Source organism: Bacillus sp. TH13 (genome assembly GCF_016651175.1).
GTDB lineage: Bacteria > Bacillota > Bacilli > Bacillales > Bacillaceae_G > Bacillus_A > Bacillus_A thuringiensis_S.
In genome coordinates, this window is the sequence record NZ_JAEKEJ010000025.1 from 571,534 (window position 1) to 588,982 (window position 17,449).

Sequence of the window (17,449 nt, forward strand, 5' to 3'; positions counted from 1 at the left end):
CTTAAAAATAAAAACACATCATGCTCTAAAGCACAATGTGTTTTTATTTTACAACTACAAGATGTGGTCCATTTTGTTCTCTTTCTTTTATTCCCTCATTCTGCTGTTTCTCTTCTCGTTTTACATGACTAGCAATATTAAGTAGTATTCCCATCGCAAGTAGATTAGCTATTAAGGAACTCCCGCCATAACTAATAAACGGTAAAGGTACTCCCGTAAGCGGTATTAATCCAGACATACCACCAACATTAACAAAAGTTTGTACTCCCATTAAACTTGCAATTCCGATTGCAATTAAACTTCCAAACGGATCTTTACATTTTTGAGCAATCCTGAATGAACGAATAATAATAAGTAGCAAGCAAATTAAAATAATAGCTACACCAATAAAACCTAACTCTTCAGATATAATAGCCATAATAAAATCTGTTTGCGGTTCTGGTAAATATCCATATTTTTGCACACTATTTCCTAATCCTCGACCGTTTAGCCCTCCTGAAGCAATTCCAATAAAAGAATTTACCAATTGGAATCCATCATTCTGAGGATCATTGAATGGATCAAGAAAAACTGAAAAACGGGCCTTTTGGTACCCACTTAATTTATAATTAGCCAGAAAATATAGCGCTGGAATCCATACTATAGAAGTTAAAACAATTCGTTTAATCCATAAATTAATCCGTACTCCTGAACAAAGAAACATAATTCCTACTGTTCCTGCAATTAACAAATCGGTACCTAAATCATTTTGCTTTAAAATTAAAAACATTGCCATTCCAACAAAACCAAGTGTAAGTCCCGACCCTTTAAAAACAGGTGTATTTGTCTCTTGTCTTCTTGCAAAAAAGCGAGCTAATATTATAATAATCGATAGTTTAACAAATTCAGCGGGCTGTATACCTAATATCCAACCTTTTGCACCATTTATTTCCTTACCAAAAATCAAGGCTGCTGCTAGTAAAGCAATACTCCCTAGCCCCATCGCCGATAAAATTATTCGTTTCCTCCAAAACTTATAAGGTAACGAGGCTACAATTACTAACAATACCGTTCCAATAGCTAAAGTTATTAATTGTTTTTTAAAAAGTAATTTGCCGGCCAGTTATGCCTCGAAATCGCAGCAATGGAACTAGAACTATATACCATTATTACTCCCAGCACACATAAGATAACAAGAGGAAGTAATAATGAATAATCCATTGATTTCCATACTTTTTTCATTTCATTTCCTCTTTCTGTTTCAATTTAATTATTGTTGTATTCCATATGTACATTGATTCTTCCTGCTTTATTATACAAATAAAAAGCTCAAACTAATTTAGTTTGAGCCCCCTTATTTGAACCCGTTATTGTTGTTTGTTTGTAAACGCTTCATGAAGTGCAGATAACTCACGTTCGAGCTCACCTAACATTGCTTTCCCTTGTTCTTCTGCAATAAGACCAAGGCGAACTGCAAAATCGACCTCGCGGGATAGTCCAAACATTTGTGTGTCTAACACTTCTTCATATAATGGACATTGCGGCATTGTAAGATGGTCCATTTGCACCTTAATAAGTCTTAAAATCTTCTCTGCATCCGCTTGTAGAAGGGCTAGTGCCTTTTCCTGATGATTTGCTACTGTCTCAGACGCCAAATTGATTCCCTCCGTTTCCGTCCTACTCTCCTCTATCCTATCTATTAATATTAGCGATAGTTTTCATAAATTGCAATAGAAACATTTTTTGTGACAACAGTGTCTAATACTATTATACTGAAAAGTGGGAGTATAACACAAATGGGGGAACAACAATGAGCGAAATTTTATTTATTAACGGAAAAGTACGTTTTCCAATCACTATTGATCCAACTGTTTGGATCTTTGACGATCGAAAAGTAGATTTGACAACTTACTTTGATGAAACTAGAGAAAACACGTCTGAACTAGAAACTTATTTAAAAAACACTTCAGAACATTGGGATCGCGAAATCCGTGATGGTGCCGCTTTTCCTCCAATACAACAAAGTGTGAAGAAATATAAAAAAGAACAGCTGATTACTGGAACATTTGGTATACCATTTCATCCATTCCTTGCTAACGCTGAAATTTTAGAGGACGCTACGCAAGTTGAAATTGAAACGGTAGATCATACAATGACACTTCCATTAGAAACTGTCAAAAATGCTATACTAGGCTTTTCAAAAGAAGGAAAACCATTAAAAGAAGACGGACCTGTTCATCTCTATTTCAATGATGGATCTAATCAACAAAATCCAATCCGGAACATCCGTAAATTTACAATTATTTAAAGAAAAGGAGTGAGCTTAAGCTCACTCCTTTTTACAATAAATCTGCTGCTAGTTGAGCTAAATTAGATCGCTCCCCTTTAACAAACTTCACATGACCACTAATGCGCTGTTCTTTAAACTTCTCTACAACATACGTTAAGCCATTATTATATTCATCTAAATATGGGTGATCAATTTGCTGAGGATCTCCCATCAATACAATCTTACTCTTTTCCCCTACCCTAGTTAGTATCGTTTTCACTTCATGCTTTGTTAAATTTTGTGCTTCGTCAATGATAATGAACTGATCTGGAATACTTCTCCCGCGTATATAAGTAAGGGCTTCTACTTCAATCGAACCCATTCCAGCTAAAATAGCATCTAACTCTCCTGGCTTTTTCGTATTAAATAAATACTCTAGGTTATCAAAAATTGGCTGCATCCATGGTCTTAACTTTTCTTCTTTTTCTCCTGGTAAATAACCGATATCTTTTCCGACTGGGACAATCGGTCTTGCAACGAGTAATTTTTTATATAACCCTAAGTCTTCTGTTTGCATAAGTCCCGAAGCTAATGCAAGTAACGTTTTTCCTGTGCCGGCTTTCCCTGTTAACGTTACAAGCGGAATATCTTCACGAAGCAACAATTCTAATCCCATGATTTGCTGCACGTTTCGTGGTCGTATCCCCCACACTTGTTCATTGTGAAAAATAAGTTTCTTTACCTTCTTACCTAAGTGATCCACGATGCCAAGCGCAGAACTAGAGCCCCCCAATGCATCTTTCATTACTACAAATTGATTTGGATAAAAAGGATGATTCGCAATTTCAGATAGAGGCAATTCACCTTTCTCATAAAAATAATCCAATTGTTCTTTTGATATATATCCTTCTAAAAAGCCAGAATATATATTTTCTACTTCAATTACGCGATCACTTAAATAATCTTCAGCCTTCAAACCAATTGCATCAGCTTTTACCCTTACGAGTACATCTTTACTTACTAAAATAACAGACTTCCCGTCCTCTTTTTCCTGTTCTTCTAAAGATAGATTTTTTGCTACAGCTAAAATTCGATTATCATTTGTTTTTTCTACAAAAATATCTTGTAGTTGCACAAATGAACGATGGTTCAATTCAATACGAAATGTTCCGCCGTTTTCTAGCGGGATACTTTCATGCAGCTTTCCTATTTCACGAAATTTATCTATTAACTTAGATACATAACGAGCGTTTCGTCCTACTTCATCCATATAACGTTTTTTCGAATCAACCTCTTCTAATACAACTGCTGGAATCACTACTTCATTGGTTTCAAATGAAAAAATAGATAAAGGATCCTGCAAAAGTACATTCGTATCTAACACATAAATTTTATCCAACCTGTTACCCCCTGACTCCACTTTTAAATTTGTAGAACAAGGGTTTCATCCATAAAATATGGACGAACCATTGTTATAATTATATGTACCGTGTAAACGAGGTAGAATCGAAAATCATAGTCATTAAACCTTTTATTTATTCTTTATTCATTTCTATTCAATATATTACCTTTTATTATAATTATTAACGTTAAATCACAATAACCGATTACAAAAGTGAATAAACGAATTTCTTATTTAGCATCTTTATAATTCTCTTATCCCTACTAGCACTTCGTTATCCAGCTTTTTCGCTGCCCGAAGATCATATGTTTTTTCATATGTTGGTTCAATTGCAAGTTTCGCTCCATAAAACATAACATCACGCACTTCTTGCACATTTACTTCTATTACAGTTAATTTTAAAGAAATACCTTCCATTCTATCTGTCAAAATTTCACCTGCACCACTTATGGAAAATACGGATTCATTCGCCATTATAGTCAATACCACACCTGTATTATGCCGTATATTTTCCACAATACGTGAACGTTGATCTACTGCAAATCGAATACTAGTTTTACTCACTGCATACACCCAAGAAATAGCACTTACGTTAGGAACTTGTTTTTCGAAATCTGTCGTTGCTATCATAACAATACACTCTTTACGCAACGTTTGTACTAAATCCTCTGTTAAGGTAGGCTCTACTACATTCGCCATATTTTCACCTCCAAACATACTTGGTATATCCTTATCATAACTTATTTTTTGAATTGCGAAAATATTATTTTTTCCCACTATTATTCAAAAAAATTATACTTCCATGATATACTTATACTGATAGAATTCGTATTGAGGTGACGAAATGAGAGTCAAATGTATGATTTGTGATAAAAAAGATATGTTAGATGATGAAAATCCTATGGCAAAAAAACTGCGTAATCGCCCTATTCATACATATATGTGCATGGAATGTTCGGAACGAATTGCAGAACGTACAATGGAACGTCATGCAAGTGGTAATTTCCGATTATATCGTGATAAAAAAATCGAAGACGATTGGTAAAATGTAAATAAGTCCTTACTCATATAGATAAGGACTTATTTATATTTTTCTGGTTCACGATTCATCTGATCCAAAAAACAATCAATGGCTTCTAGCGGAAACCTTGCAGACTTCCTTTCCCCATTCATTTCATATGTAATTAAATACATCTCCTCGTTCTTTTCGACTTCCACATTTTTTAATTTATGTTCTTCATATATCATATTTTGAAATAACAAATACGTTTCTTTTGCAGCACTATCATCTGGACGTGCTTCAGCAACTGTTTTAATTGTTAACCAATTATATAGTGCATCTTGTACTGAACGCATAAAAACTCCCCCTTCCTCATCCTGCTTTTTGTTGTTTCGCTTGACGCAAACGTAATCTATAAATCCCAAGTACAATTGCCGCTACAACAAGTCCTTCTCCAACGGGTAAAAATACAGCAAAAAAGGTTAATACTGTACATCCAATTGCTAATGATATGTATATCACAATATTTTTAAGTACAGACAACTTTCTAGCAAACCCTAAATTATAGACGAGAGCACTTAATATAATAATCGTCCCATAAAGTAACCACATTCCTAACTCTGGATTTTCATCTACCTTACACAATTTCGCAAAAAAAGACATCCTTTCTAACACACTCTTCCCCCCTAGCAGTAAAATACAAATTTCTTTATACACTTAATACAAGAGTAACTCGCAAAAAAAATACTGTCCACAAAAAAGAGTAAATATTCTAAAAAATAAACATAATAAAAAACAACGACCTTTATAAAAGGTCGTTGTTTTTTTGTTTTTACGCTTCAACAGATTTCTTTTTCTTAGCAGCTCTTTCGCGCTCACTCTTATCAAGAATCTTTTTACGCAGACGAATTGATTCTGGAGTTACTTCACAGAACTCGTCATCGTTTAAGTACTCTAATGATTCTTCTAAAGTCATTAGGCGTGGTTTCTTCATTGTTGAAGTTTGATCTTTCGTCGCAGAACGAATGTTAGTTTGTTGTTTCATTTTCACAACGTTAACTGTTAAGTCGTTCTCACGAGTATGTTCTCCGACAATCATACCAGCATATACTTCTGTACCTGGTTCAACGAAGATTACACCACGGTCTTCAACTTGCATAATGCCGTATTGTGATGCTTTTCCTGTTTCAAGTGAAACTAGAACACCTTGGCGACGTCCACCCACTTGTCCAGCATGTACTGGTTGGTAGCAATCGAATGTATGGTTTAAAATACCGTAACCACGAGTTAATGTTAGGAATTCTGTTGTGTAACCAATTAAACCACGTGCCGGAACCATGAAAGTAAGGCGAACTTGACCGTTTCCGTTATTCACCATATCTAACATTTCACCTTTACGTGCACCCATTGATTCCATAATAGAACCAGTGTACTCTTCAGGAACATCGATTTGTACGCGCTCTACAGGTTCACATCTTACGCCATCGATATCTTTAATAATTACTTCAGGCTTAGATACTTGTAGTTCATAACCTTCACGACGCATGTTTTCAATTAAGATAGATAAATGCAGTTCCCCGCGTCCAGATACGATCCATGCATCAGGAGAATCTGTATTATCTACACGTAAACTTACATCTGTTTCTAATTGTGAACGAAGACGCTCTTCAATTTTACGAGATGTAATGAATTTACCTTCACGACCTGCAAATGGGCTGTTATTTACAAGGAATGTCATTTGTAGCGTTGGCTCATCAATACGTAATAATGGTAAAGCCTCTTCATGCTCAACCGGACATACCGTTTCACCTACGTTGATGTCTTCCATACCTGAAACAGCTACTAAATCTCCAGCTTTTGCTTCTTCAATTTCTTGACGTTTTAATCCAATGTAACCGAATAATTTCGTTACGCGGAATTGTTTTACACTTCCGTCAACTTTCATTAAAGCAACTTGTTGCCCAACCTTCATTGTACCGCGGAATACGCGTCCAACTCCAATACGTCCAACGTAGTCGTTGTAATCAAGAAGTGCTACTTGGAATTGAAGTGGCTCTTCACTGTTATCAACTGGTGCTGGAATATGTTCGATAATTGTATCGAATAATGATTTCATATTCTCTTCTTGATTTGCCGGATTTGAATCCAAGCTTGCTGTTCCGTTCATTGCTGATGCAAATACAACTGGGAACTCTAATTGATCTTCGTTTGCACCAAGTTCGATGAATAAGTCAACTACTTCATCAACTACTTCATCAGGGCGAGCGAAGTCACGGTCAATTTTGTTTACAACAACGATTGGAGTTAAGTTTTGCTCAAGAGCTTTCTTTAAAACAAATCGTGTTTGTGGCATACAACCTTCATATGCATCAACAACAAGTAGAACACCATCAACCATTTTCATGATACGTTCTACTTCTCCACCGAAGTCAGCGTGACCTGGTGTATCTAAAATATTAATTCTTTTATCTTCATAGTGAATCGCTGTATTCTTCGCTAAAATTGTAATACCGCGTTCTCTCTCTAGATCATTTGAATCCATTGCGCGTTCTTCAATATGTTCATTCGCACGGAATGTCCCCGCTTGACGTAATAACTGGTCAACAAGTGTTGTTTTACCATGGTCAACGTGGGCAATAATTGCTATATTACGTAAATCTTGTCGTTTTTTCAACATGTCCAACTCCTAATGTCTTTTTAATCCTTCTCTATTATAAGAGCGAAGGGGATACAATAGCAATTAAAATAAAAGCAAGAATGAAAATATAGTTGTATTCTTACTTTTGTGAAAGTAAAATGAGATTGGAGGGTGAAGAAATGGAACACATTCAATATCGCTTTTTATTAACCGCAATTATCGGTGTTATTTTCTTAATCGGTATCGGCATTATGATTGCTGAAAATAGTCCAATCGGTATTATTATTTGCATTATCGGTACATTTGTTGCAGTTGGATACGGTTTTGTAACAAAAAGAAAAATGCGCAAATCACAATAACGCTAAAAAGTAAGAAGCTTATACATAGCCTCTTACTTTTTTTGTGGCTCTGATATAAAAGATAACACTTCTTCATACACTCCTGGTTTTGCAACTAACACACTGCTCTTCTCTATGATAGAAAGTGGCGCTCCAGAGAATGTCGTTACCTTCCCTCCAACTTCTTCTACAATTATCTGTCCTCCGCCAAAATCCCATGGTGATAATCTCGGCGTTACATATGCATCTATTCTTCCTGTTGCAACGTACACCATCTCTAACGCTGCACAGCCATACGATCTCGTGCCCCTTGCTTTCTTAACAAGTGCCATCATACTTTCCATATTAAGCAATGGATTATCTGTAAGCCATATCGCATTTAAAGCTACAATACCTTGCTCTACAGTTCCTTTTTCCAATGGAGGAATTGATATATCATTACAAAAAGCTCCAGATCCCTTGACTGCATGATATAGTTCATCATGTACTGGATCATAAATAAGTCCAATCTTTCCGATACCGTTCTCATAAATCCCCATTGAAATTGCAAAATTTCTTTTTTGATGAACAAAGTTCATCGTGCCGTCAATTGGATCAATTAACCAAACAACCCCGTCAGAAGACGTTATCTCGTCTCCATAACCCTCTTCTCCTAAAATATTATGATTCGGGAATGTTTCTTTAATTTTCCCAATTAAAAACTGTTCTATCTCTCGGTCCATATCTGTCACTAAGTCAGCTGCATTGGATTTTGTTTCTATAATAAGTGCTTTTTTCATGGATGCCATTAAATGCTCTCCTGCATCCCGAATCCACCGTTTGGCGTGTGCATCGATGTCTTTCCATACTTCTTGCATGTTTAAACACTCCGATCTTTACTGTTCACAGAAAAAACGAACCCTTTATAAGGTTCGCACCAACTAATTTTTTATACATATACTATTATTACGCTTCTAAACGAATCATTTCAAGTCTTAACACTTCTAACTTTTGTACACACTCTTCTTTTTTCTGTTTATCATCTTCCATCATCGCATCATATAAAGTTGCTAATTCATAATCTAGCTCCAAACGTAGCACCGGTATTCTCTTTTCGGCATCTGTTCTCTTTAACGCATTAATCACCTGTCTCATATTATTTGCCTCCTCCCAATATTCGTCTGCCCTCGGACTAGAATTAATTAAATTTTCTGATTTTTTGTTTTATACTATACTATGTTGGATAAATCATCTATGCAACAAAATTATATTTTTTTATTTAAATTTTTTTGTGCTGTTTTTTTTATGAATAGTACAAGCTATGCTAAAATAAAAGCAAAATAGGAGTTGGAGGAACAATCATGACAATACAAACATTCAAGTCAACTGATTTTGATGTCTTTACAGTTGATGGTCTCGAAGAACGAATGAGTGCAATTAAAACGAACATTCATCCTAAGCTAGAAGCTTTAGGGGAACAATTTGCAGAATACTTATCCCAACACACTGATGAGAACTTTTTTTATCATGTTGCAAAACACGCACGTCGCAAAGTCAATCCACCAAACGATACTTGGGTTGCTTTTTCAACAAATAAACGAGGATATAAAATGCTACCGCATTTCCAAATCGGCTTATGGGGTACTCATGCCTTCATATACTTTGGTTTAATCTATGAGTGTCCACAAAAAGTTGAGACGGCTCATGCCTTCTTAGAACATTTAAATGATTTAAAAACAAATATTCCAAATGACTTCGTTTGGTCCATTGACCATACTAAACCAAGTGTGAAATTACATAAAACACTTGAAACCGAAGACTTACAAAAGATGATTGAACGACTAGCTACTGTAAAAAAAGCAGAATTATTAGTTGGTATTCATATATCACCAGAGGAGTTTTCAGCAATGACCAACGAACAATTCCTTGCTAAGATTGAATCTACGATGCAATCACTCCTTCCTTTATATGCACTTTGTAATCGATAGTAGAAAACGGACAATTTATATTGTCCGTTTTTAGTTGTTATCACATTATATCACTTCAGTTTTTATTTTTCAAAATATTTTTTACATTTTTACAACCTTTTGTTCTTCGACTTCCTTTGCTCTTTGAATAGCACGATATATAGAGTATCCACTTACTTCTTGAAACTCTTTATCAATTTTCTTTTCTTCTGCTTTCGATGGAACAATCTCTTTAAAGCGACGATATAAACCCATTAATTCTTCTCTTATAATTCCTTTTTCATAAGCTTTCTCAATTGCTTCATAAAACTTCACAATTATAACCATTTCCTCATTTGACCAATCATAATCTAACGGATATTGATATTCCATTTCGCACCCCATTTATCATTTCTTCTTGTTTCATTATGCTATCTTAAAGAGAATATTTTATTATTCATTATAGCCACTCTGCATTATACACTATTTATTCATTTTAATGGAATTGTCTTCCTCTATTCATTAGTTGAGGCTAACTATTAAACATACTCACCTTAAAAACATTTTTTTCTATACATCTATAATTATTGGTGATATAATGCTTTTGTTTTATAGAAAATAAAGTGAAGCTACCATCTCAAAAACGATTTTTTGAATGGCAGAAAAACAAGCCTCATTCTAAAAAAAGACTTACCTTTTTTAGAGCAGGATTATATAAAACAAATTATACTAAATATTATGAAGAAGAAGGGGTGTATAGATTGTCCCAATACGAAACACCATTGTTTACCGCTTTAGTTGAGCACAGTAAGCGAAATCCAATTCAATTCCATATTCCTGGTCATAAAAAAGGACAGGGCATGGATCCTACATTTCGCGAATTTATTGGGCATAATGCATTAGCAATTGACTTAATTAATATTGCGCCACTCGATGATTTACATCATCCAAAAGGTATGATTAAAGAAGCACAGGATTTAGCAGCCGCTGCATTCGGTGCAGATCATACTTTCTTTTCTATTCAAGGTACAAGTGGCGCTATTATGACAATGGTGATGAGCGTTTGCGGTCCTGGTGACAAAATCCTAGTACCACGAAACGTGCATAAATCAGTAATGTCAGCTATTATTTTCTCAGGTGCAAAACCGATTTTCATGCATCCTGAAATCGATCCGAAGCTCGGTATTTCTCATGGAATCACAATTCAATCTGTCAAAAAAGCACTTGAAGAGCACTCAGATGCAAAGGGCTTACTTGTTATTAATCCAACGTACTTTGGGTTTGCTGCAGACTTAGAACAGATTGTACAATTAGCACATTCTTATGACATCCCTGTACTAGTCGACGAGGCTCATGGTGTTCATATTCATTTTCACGATGAATTGCCGATGTCAGCGATGCAAGCGGGTGCAGATATGGCAGCAACAAGTGTTCACAAATTAGGAGGCTCTTTAACTCAAAGTTCTATTCTTAATGTGAAAGAAGGCTTGGTGAATGTAAAGCATGTCCAATCTATTATTAGCATGCTTACGACTACATCAACTTCTTACATCTTGTTAGCATCCCTTGATGTTGCCAGAAAACGTCTTGCTACAGAAGGAACAGCACTCATAGCACAAACAATACAATTAGCTGAACATGTTCGTGATGCTATAAATTCTATTGAGCATCTTTACTGTCCTGGAAAAGAAATGTTAGGTACAGATGCTACCTTTAACTATGATCCTACAAAGATAATTGTATCTGTAAAAGATTTAGGTATTACCGGCCACCAAGCTGAAGTATGGCTTAGAGAGAAATATAACATTGAAGTAGAACTCTCAGATCTATACAACATACTATGTCTTATCACTTTGGGAGATACAGAAAGTGATACAAATACACTTATTGCAGCATTACAAGATTTAGCAGCAACATTTAGAAATAGGGCAGATAAAGGTGTTCAAGTACAAGTAGAGATTCCAGAAATTCCAGTGCTAGCACTTTCTCCTCGAGATGCTTTTTATTCGGAAACAGAAGTCATTCCATTTGAAAATGCAGCGGGTCGTATTATAGCTGATTTTGTTATGGTTTATCCGCCAGGGATTCCAATCTTTACTCCGGGGGAAATTATTACACAAGAAAACTTAGAGTATATTCGTAAAAACTTAGAAGCAGGTTTACCTGTACAAGGTCCTGAAGATATGACATTACAAACATTACGTGTTATTAAAGAGTACAAGCCTATCAGTTGATAGGCTTTTTTTTCACCTTTTTTCCTATTCTTCATACGATACTAAAGAATGTAACGTATAGGTGGGGATACTATTATGATTGTAATAGGCCGTTCTATTGTACATCCTTATATTACAAATGAATATGAGCCATTTGCAGCAGAGAAACAACAAATTTTATCAATAATGGCAGGAAATCAAGAAGTTTATTCCTTCCGAACAGCTGATGAACTCAGCTTTGATCTCAATTTACGAGTTAATATTATTATCTCTGCACTAGAACTTTTTCAAAGTGGATTTCAGTTTCGCACATTTCAACAATCCTTTTGCAACCCCCAGTATTGGAAAAGAACGTCCCTTGGAGGATTCGAGCTTCTTCCAAACATACCACCTTCTATTGCCATACAAGATATTTTCAAAAACGGAAAACTATATGGAACTGAATGCGCAACCGCTATGATCATTATTTTTTATAAAGCTTTATTATCATTGTATGAGGAAGAAACTTTCAATCGTCTATTTGCAAACCTTTTACTTTATACATGGGACTACGATCAAGATCTAAGGCTCATAACAAAAACCGGTGGCGATCTTGTTCCAGGTGACCTCGTTTACTTTAAAAACCCACAAGTGAATCCAGCTACGATTGAGTGGCAAGGAGAAAACACAATCTATTTAGGAAATTTCTTTTTTTACGGACATGGCGTAGGTGTAAAAACAAAAGAAGAAATTATTTATTCATTAAATGAACGACGAGTCCCTTACGCTTTTATTTCAGCTTTCTTGACCGATACTATTACCCGTATCGATAGCCGTATAATGAGCCAATACGCTTCTTCTAGTACACCACAGACATCCATAAGCTTTATTCCAATTAGAGATGATGCAATCGTTGCAACAGTTGGCCATACAACTACAATTTATTAAAAAAAGCGCCTACACATGTAGGCGCTTTTTCTTATTATTAAGCTTTTGTATGTTCTTTATGGTCACATTCGCAATGAGATCCACATTTCCCGTATAGTACTGTTGATTTTTCATCTTCAAAATGTCCAATTGTTCCTTCACATACTTGGCATACGATTGTTCCCATTTTCATTTCCCCCTGAGTTTTAATAGTAATCTATTTATTTATCATTAAGCTTTCGCATTATCTTTTCTAGCACAGTCACAATTTGTTCCACATTTTCCGTAAAGTACCGTCGTTTTCTCATCTTCAAAATGTCCGATTGTTCCTTCACATACTTGGCATACGATTGTTCCCATTTTTCATTTCCTCCTAAGTTTATGGTCCTAAAAACTTTTAGCTGTCCATTTCCTATCAATTATTGGGCTTTTGTATGCTCTGTGTGATCACATCCGCAAGATCCACATTTCCCGTAAAGTACCGTTACTTTCTCATCTTCGAAGTGTGCAATTGTACCTTCACAATCTTGACATACGATTGTTCCCATTTTTCATTTCCCCTAAGTTTATAATCCCAAAAACTTTTTTGTAACCGCTTAACTTTCTGTCTTCATTTTAATATGTTATACTTTTTACGTCAATAGGTTTTTAGTATAACACATTAAATATTTTAAATTTAAATTAGTATGCGATATTAAAATAAAAAAACAGCCATATTTATAAGTACGACTGTTTCACATTAATTATTCTTCATATTCCGCATGTAAAGAAGTTGACGGAACTAGAAATTTGAAAAACTGAGCTAACTCCTTTGCTTCCTCTTCTGATCCTAATTTAAAAATCTCCTGTATATATTGAACATTCTCTACATCATCTCGTCCGAGTAAAGTAGACCTTCCTGTTTGCATACAAACAATGAGCGGCTTTCCAAAAAACATATTTGTATAAATAACACCAAAATCATAACGTGTATCATGTGTCATAAACCCTAAAAATCGTACCTTCACACTTTCATGCTCATCATACAATTTTTCAAACATTGGTTTCCACCTTTCTACATCACGTTTCATTACTAGTATATTAAACAAAACATGTAATACTCCTTTTAATTGTCAAAAAATTCAGTAGGATGTAGAATGATAGTATTCTACTAAGTTAGGGGGAAGTTCTATGCAACATGCCTTTATTACGCTTGTACCTAAATCCAATCAACAATCTGTTTCAATAGATGATATAAAACAACTTTTTCATTATTATAAAACAGTTACTTATAAAACTGGGGCCCAAATTAATTACACGTATACAAATACCGCTTTTCCTTATGAAATTTTAGATACATCTACAACAACATTAAAACTTCAATCCAATCACGACCGGTATGACTCAATTTATATTGGTGTTGGTATAGAAAATGAACAATCTTTCATCCAAGTTTCTTTACCACCTAATGCAACATATGGTGACAAAGGGAAAGCAAATGAATTTTGCCGTTTTTTAGCGAAGAAATTAGAAGGAGAGTTACAATTATTTAATGGAAGAACAATGTATTTTTATAAACGTTAATTTAAAAAATAGATAATATGATTAAAAATAGTATACAATTCGAACATGTAAGAAATAAAGCTTGCTTTCTTACGTGTAATACAAAATATGCTATTACATAGGCTAAATACAGGAATACGAAAAAAAGAATGACTTTATAATGAAGCTTATCACCATTCGATAATGTTAACACAGTGGAAAAGCCACTCCATAGTAGTAAATGATAAAATATAACATGTAATATTTTCATGGAACCTTCTCCTTTGACATGCTCTATTTTATTAATATATGGGGTTAAGTTTGAATCAATTACATATTATAGGATGATACATATTACCTTTGAAGTAAATTACGCATGAATCATTTGTTAAAGTATTATATATTCATTCGACAAGTACGTTTAAAGACCTTGCAAGTCATTTGATGAAAATAAAAATAGCCCCTCTCTTACAATAAGAGAGGGGCTATTTTTATTAATTAAATTATTTTACAATGTGAATTGGCATTCCAAGAGCAACTTCAGCTGCTTCCATTGTGATTTCACCTAATGTTGGGTGAGCATGGATTGTTTGAGCGATATCTTCAGCTGTCATTCCAGCTTCGATAGCTAAACCAATCTCAGAGATAATATCAGAAGCACCTGCACCTGCAACTTGAGCACCTACAAGAAGGCCATCTTCTTTACGTGTTACAAGTTGTAGGAAACCGTCAGTGCTGTTTAATGATAATGCACGACCGTTAGCAGCGAATGGGAACTTAGATACAGTTACAGTCATTCCAGCTTCTTCAGCTTGTTTTTTAGTGTAACCAACAGATGCTAATTCTGGATCAGTGAAGCATACTGCAGGAATTCCGATGTAATCGATAGCTGATGCATGGCCACTAATTGCTTCTACAGCTACTTTACCTTCGTAAGAAGCTTTGTGAGCTAATGGTGGTCCAGGAACGATATCACCGATTGCATATATGTTTGGTACATTTGTACGACATTGCTCATCGATTTCGATGATGCCGCGGTCTGTCATTTTAACTCCAACTTGCTCAAGACCGATTTCTTGAGTGTTTGGACGACGACCTACAGTTACTAATACGTAATCTGCTTCTACAGTTTGGATTTCACCTTTAACTTCAAAGCTAACTTTTACGCCAGTTTCTGTTTCTTCAACGCCTTTAGCCATAGCTTTTGTATGGATATTTACGTTACCTTTTTTCTGTAGAGCACGTTTAACAACAGAGCTCATAGCTTTTTCGAAACCAGCTAAGATTTCGTCGCCAGCTTCTACTACAGTAACTTCTGTACCGAAGTTAGCATATGCAGTACCTAATTCCATACCGATGTAACCGCCGCCGATTACAACAAGTTTTTTAGGAATTTCAGGTAAGCTTAAAGCACCTGTAGAGTTGATAACACGTTTAGAGTATTTGAATCCTGGAATTTCGATTGGTGTAGAACCAGTTGCAAGAACAGCATTTTTAAACGTATAAGTTTGAGCTGCATCTTCAGTCATAACGCGTAATGTATTAGCATCTACGAAGTAAGCTTCACCGCGAATGATTTCAACTTTGTTACCTTTAAGAAGGCCTTCAACACCGCCAGTTAATTTCTTAACTACGCCGTTTTTCCATTCTTGAACTTTTGTAAAGTCAACTTTTACGTTCTCTGCAGTGATACCCATGTCATCAGAATGCATTGCATTCTCATAACGATGACCTGCATTGATTAACGCTTTTGAAGGAATACATCCAACGTTTAAGCATACGCCACCAAGGTTAGCTTTTTCAATGATTGCTACCTTTTGACCTAATTGTGCTGCACGAATTGCCGCAACGTATCCACCAGGACCTGCACCAACAACGACTGTATCTAATTCAATTGGGAAATCTCCTACTACCATTGTTATTACGCCTCCATTACTAATAATTGTGGGTCATTCAATAGACGTTTAATTTGGTTTAACGCTTTTTGAGCAGTTGCGCCGTCAATTAAACGATGGTCAAAGCTTAGAGATAATGCTAATACTGGAGCTGCAACGATTTCACCATTTTTCACAACTGGTTTTTCAGCGATACGGCCGATACCAAGGATTGCTACTTCTGGGTGATTGATAACTGGAGTGAACCATTGTCCACCTGCAGAACCAATGTTTGTAATTGTGCAAGAAGCACCTTTCATTTCAGTTGGAGCTAGACGACCTTCACGTGCTTTACCAGCAAGATCATTGATCTCGTTAGAAATAGTGAAGATAGACTTGCGATCTGTATCTTTAACAACTGGTACTAATAGACCTTTGTCTGTATCAGCTGCGATACCGATGTTGAAGTAATGTTTATGAACTACTTCTTGAGATGCATCGTCTAAAGAAGTGTTTAACATTGGGTATTCACGTAATGCAGATGTTAAAGCTTTAACAACGTATGGAAGGTAAGTTAATTTAATACCTTTGTCAGCTGCTACTGCTTTGAACTTCTTACGGTGAGCAACAAGCTCAGTTACATCAACTTCATCCATTAATGTTACGTGAGGAGCTGTATGCTTAGAGTTAACCATTGCTTTCGCAATCGCTTTACGGATACCACTCATTTTCTCACGAGTTTCTGGATATTCACCAGCTGGAATTGGTTGTGCTTTTGGTGCTTCTTCTTTCGCTGCTGCTGGAGTAGCTTCTACTGCTGCTGGAGCCTCAGTTGCTGCTACAGTTTGTCCACCATTTGCAAATGCATCGATGTCAGCTTTTACGATACGGCCATTCTTACCAGTACCAGCTACTTTATGAATGTCTACACCTTTTTCACGAGCGTATTTACGAACAGATGGCATAGCGATTACGCGCTCATTTACTACTTCTGCAGTTGCTGCTGGAGTAGCTTCCGCTGCTGGAGCTTCTACTGCTGCTTCTTCAGCTTTTGGAGCTTCATCATGATCGTCACCTTTAAATTTAAGGTTTTCGTATCCAGGAGCATCAAATTTAATTAATGTATCTCCTACGATTGCAACTGTTCCTTCTTCTACAAGTACTTCAAGTACTTTACCTTTAACAGGAGAAGGGATTTCTACTACTGCTTTATCATTTTGTACTTCAAGAAGTACATCGTCTTCGTTTACTTCATCGCCTGGTTTAATAAACCATTTTACGATTTCACCTTCGTGGATACCTTCACCGATATCTGGTAGTTTAAATTCAAATGCCACGGAATTCAGCCCCCTGATTCATTTCATTATTATGGAATATGTACAAA

23 protein-coding genes and 1 pseudogene are annotated in these 17,449 nt (G+C 35.6%); 7 read left to right on the forward strand and 17 right to left on the reverse strand.

Annotated elements, in window-relative coordinates; translation table 11 throughout:
* Nucleotides 1-43 precede the first annotated feature (43 nt).
* Nucleotides 44-1,221 (reverse strand): annotated as a pseudogene (locus JFU02_RS11050) (FtsW/RodA/SpoVE family cell cycle protein).
* Between the two features lie 125 nt (nucleotides 1,222-1,346).
* Nucleotides 1,347-1,634 carry an Fpa/YlaN family protein gene (locus JFU02_RS11055; RefSeq protein ID WP_000135694.1) on the reverse strand — a complete coding sequence of 96 codons (288 nt, stop codon included), beginning with the start codon at nucleotides 1,632-1,634 and terminating at the stop codon, nucleotides 1,347-1,349.
* 155 nt (nucleotides 1,635-1,789) lie between these two features.
* Between JFU02_RS11055 and JFU02_RS11060 the strand changes: the two genes are divergently transcribed.
* Complete coding sequence (locus tag JFU02_RS11060; protein WP_001289809.1) at nucleotides 1,790-2,287, forward strand: molybdopterin-binding protein; 498 nt, start codon at nucleotides 1,790-1,792, stop codon at nucleotides 2,285-2,287.
* Between the two features lie 31 nt (nucleotides 2,288-2,318).
* Here JFU02_RS11060 and JFU02_RS11065 read toward each other — a convergent pair whose 3' ends face one another.
* Nucleotides 2,319-3,647, reverse strand: a complete 1,329-nt coding sequence (locus tag JFU02_RS11065) for a PhoH family protein (RefSeq protein ID WP_000358083.1) — start codon at nucleotides 3,645-3,647, stop codon at nucleotides 2,319-2,321.
* Between the two features lie 246 nt (nucleotides 3,648-3,893).
* Entirely contained in the window at nucleotides 3,894-4,349 is a 456-nt protein-coding gene (locus tag JFU02_RS11070) for a pyridoxamine 5'-phosphate oxidase family protein (protein WP_000024597.1), read from the reverse strand.
* Between the two features lie 145 nt (nucleotides 4,350-4,494).
* Between JFU02_RS11070 and JFU02_RS11075 the strand changes: the two genes are divergently transcribed.
* On the forward strand, nucleotides 4,495-4,695 hold the full coding sequence (locus tag JFU02_RS11075; protein WP_002082250.1) for a YlaI family protein: 201 nt from the start codon (nucleotides 4,495-4,497) through the stop codon (nucleotides 4,693-4,695).
* 35 nt (nucleotides 4,696-4,730) lie between these two features.
* Here the strand turns inward: JFU02_RS11075 and JFU02_RS11080 are convergent, their stop codons facing one another.
* The 3 genes from JFU02_RS11080 to typA all read right to left on the reverse strand — a co-directional run bounded on the left by JFU02_RS11080 (nucleotide 4,731) and on the right by typA (nucleotide 7,327).
* Nucleotides 4,731-5,006, reverse strand: a complete 276-nt coding sequence (locus tag JFU02_RS11080) for a hypothetical protein (RefSeq protein ID WP_001258140.1) — start codon at nucleotides 5,004-5,006, stop codon at nucleotides 4,731-4,733.
* 16 nt (nucleotides 5,007-5,022) lie between these two features.
* A complete protein-coding gene (locus tag JFU02_RS11085) occupies nucleotides 5,023-5,325 on the reverse strand; it encodes a YlaH-like family protein (RefSeq protein WP_000893662.1) in 303 nt (100 codons plus the stop codon).
* A 157-nt stretch (nucleotides 5,326-5,482) separates the two neighbouring features.
* The gene (gene typA, locus JFU02_RS11090) at nucleotides 5,483-7,327 is read right to left on the reverse strand and encodes a translational GTPase TypA (protein ID WP_000914752.1); all 1,845 of its coding nucleotides are present in this window, start codon (nucleotides 7,325-7,327) and stop codon (nucleotides 5,483-5,485) included.
* Between the two features lie 140 nt (nucleotides 7,328-7,467).
* Here typA and JFU02_RS11095 point away from each other — a divergent pair, with 140 nt between their 5' ends.
* A complete protein-coding gene (locus JFU02_RS11095) occupies nucleotides 7,468-7,647 on the forward strand; it encodes a DUF5325 family protein (protein WP_000400123.1) in 180 nt (59 codons plus the stop codon).
* 32 nt (nucleotides 7,648-7,679) lie between these two features.
* Here JFU02_RS11095 and JFU02_RS11100 read toward each other — a convergent pair whose 3' ends face one another.
* Nucleotides 7,680-8,483 (reverse strand): inositol monophosphatase family protein, encoded by an 804-nt coding sequence (locus JFU02_RS11100; protein ID WP_201071023.1) that lies wholly within the window; start codon nucleotides 8,481-8,483, stop codon nucleotides 7,680-7,682.
* 88 nt (nucleotides 8,484-8,571) lie between these two features.
* A complete protein-coding gene (locus tag JFU02_RS11105) occupies nucleotides 8,572-8,760 on the reverse strand; it encodes a hypothetical protein (RefSeq protein ID WP_001250164.1) in 189 nt (62 codons plus the stop codon).
* Nucleotides 8,761-8,966: 206 nt separating this feature from the next.
* On the opposite strand from JFU02_RS11105, the gene JFU02_RS11110 reads away from it, so the two are divergent.
* Nucleotides 8,967-9,593, forward strand: a complete 627-nt coding sequence (locus tag JFU02_RS11110; protein ID WP_000155318.1) for a YktB family protein — start codon at nucleotides 8,967-8,969, stop codon at nucleotides 9,591-9,593.
* 81 nt (nucleotides 9,594-9,674) lie between these two features.
* Here the strand turns inward: JFU02_RS11110 and JFU02_RS11115 are convergent, their stop codons facing one another.
* A complete protein-coding gene (locus JFU02_RS11115; RefSeq protein ID WP_061666432.1) occupies nucleotides 9,675-9,944 on the reverse strand; it encodes a UPF0223 family protein in 270 nt (89 codons plus the stop codon).
* 368 nt (nucleotides 9,945-10,312) lie between these two features.
* Between JFU02_RS11115 and speA the strand changes: the two genes are divergently transcribed.
* The gene (gene speA / locus JFU02_RS11120) at nucleotides 10,313-11,785 is read left to right on the forward strand and encodes an arginine decarboxylase (protein WP_061666353.1); all 1,473 of its coding nucleotides are present in this window, start codon (nucleotides 10,313-10,315) and stop codon (nucleotides 11,783-11,785) included.
* Between the two features lie 75 nt (nucleotides 11,786-11,860).
* Nucleotides 11,861-12,691: a protein-glutamine gamma-glutamyltransferase gene (locus JFU02_RS11125; protein ID WP_000635339.1), complete on the forward strand. Its 831-nt coding sequence runs from the start codon at nucleotides 11,861-11,863 to the stop codon at nucleotides 12,689-12,691.
* Between the two features lie 37 nt (nucleotides 12,692-12,728).
* On the opposite strand, the gene JFU02_RS11130 is transcribed toward JFU02_RS11125, so the two are convergent.
* The 4 genes from JFU02_RS11130 to JFU02_RS11145 all read right to left on the reverse strand — a co-directional run bounded on the left by JFU02_RS11130 (nucleotide 12,729) and on the right by JFU02_RS11145 (nucleotide 13,710).
* Entirely contained in the window at nucleotides 12,729-12,857 is a 129-nt protein-coding gene (locus JFU02_RS11130) for a GapA-binding peptide SR1P (RefSeq protein ID WP_000536796.1), read from the reverse strand.
* A gap of 44 nt (nucleotides 12,858-12,901) precedes the next feature.
* Nucleotides 12,902-13,030, reverse strand: coding sequence for a GapA-binding peptide SR1P (locus JFU02_RS11135; RefSeq protein ID WP_000536803.1), 129 nt, complete (start codon nucleotides 13,028-13,030; stop codon nucleotides 12,902-12,904).
* 59 nt (nucleotides 13,031-13,089) lie between these two features.
* Complete coding sequence (locus tag JFU02_RS11140; RefSeq protein ID WP_000536778.1) at nucleotides 13,090-13,218, reverse strand: GapA-binding peptide SR1P; 129 nt, start codon at nucleotides 13,216-13,218, stop codon at nucleotides 13,090-13,092.
* A gap of 195 nt (nucleotides 13,219-13,413) precedes the next feature.
* Nucleotides 13,414-13,710, reverse strand: a complete 297-nt coding sequence (locus JFU02_RS11145) for a DUF3055 domain-containing protein (RefSeq protein WP_000462038.1) — start codon at nucleotides 13,708-13,710, stop codon at nucleotides 13,414-13,416.
* A gap of 130 nt (nucleotides 13,711-13,840) precedes the next feature.
* Here JFU02_RS11145 and JFU02_RS11150 point away from each other — a divergent pair, with 130 nt between their 5' ends.
* Nucleotides 13,841-14,233, forward strand: coding sequence for a DUF1885 family protein (locus JFU02_RS11150; protein ID WP_061666352.1), 393 nt, complete (start codon nucleotides 13,841-13,843; stop codon nucleotides 14,231-14,233).
* 1 nt (nucleotide 14,234) lies between these two features.
* Here JFU02_RS11150 and JFU02_RS11155 read toward each other — a convergent pair whose 3' ends face one another.
* From JFU02_RS11155 to pdhC, 3 genes are all read right to left on the reverse strand, one after another.
* Complete coding sequence (locus JFU02_RS11155; RefSeq protein WP_000697473.1) at nucleotides 14,235-14,462, reverse strand: hypothetical protein; 228 nt, start codon at nucleotides 14,460-14,462, stop codon at nucleotides 14,235-14,237.
* A gap of 232 nt (nucleotides 14,463-14,694) precedes the next feature.
* Nucleotides 14,695-16,107 (reverse strand): dihydrolipoyl dehydrogenase, encoded by a 1,413-nt coding sequence (gene lpdA, locus JFU02_RS11160; protein WP_000260104.1) that lies wholly within the window; start codon nucleotides 16,105-16,107, stop codon nucleotides 14,695-14,697.
* Between the two features lie 5 nt (nucleotides 16,108-16,112).
* Nucleotides 16,113-17,402 (reverse strand): pyruvate dehydrogenase complex dihydrolipoyllysine-residue acetyltransferase, encoded by a 1,290-nt coding sequence (pdhC, locus tag JFU02_RS11165; protein ID WP_000863420.1) that lies wholly within the window; start codon nucleotides 17,400-17,402, stop codon nucleotides 16,113-16,115.
* Nucleotides 17,403-17,449 lie beyond the last annotated feature (47 nt).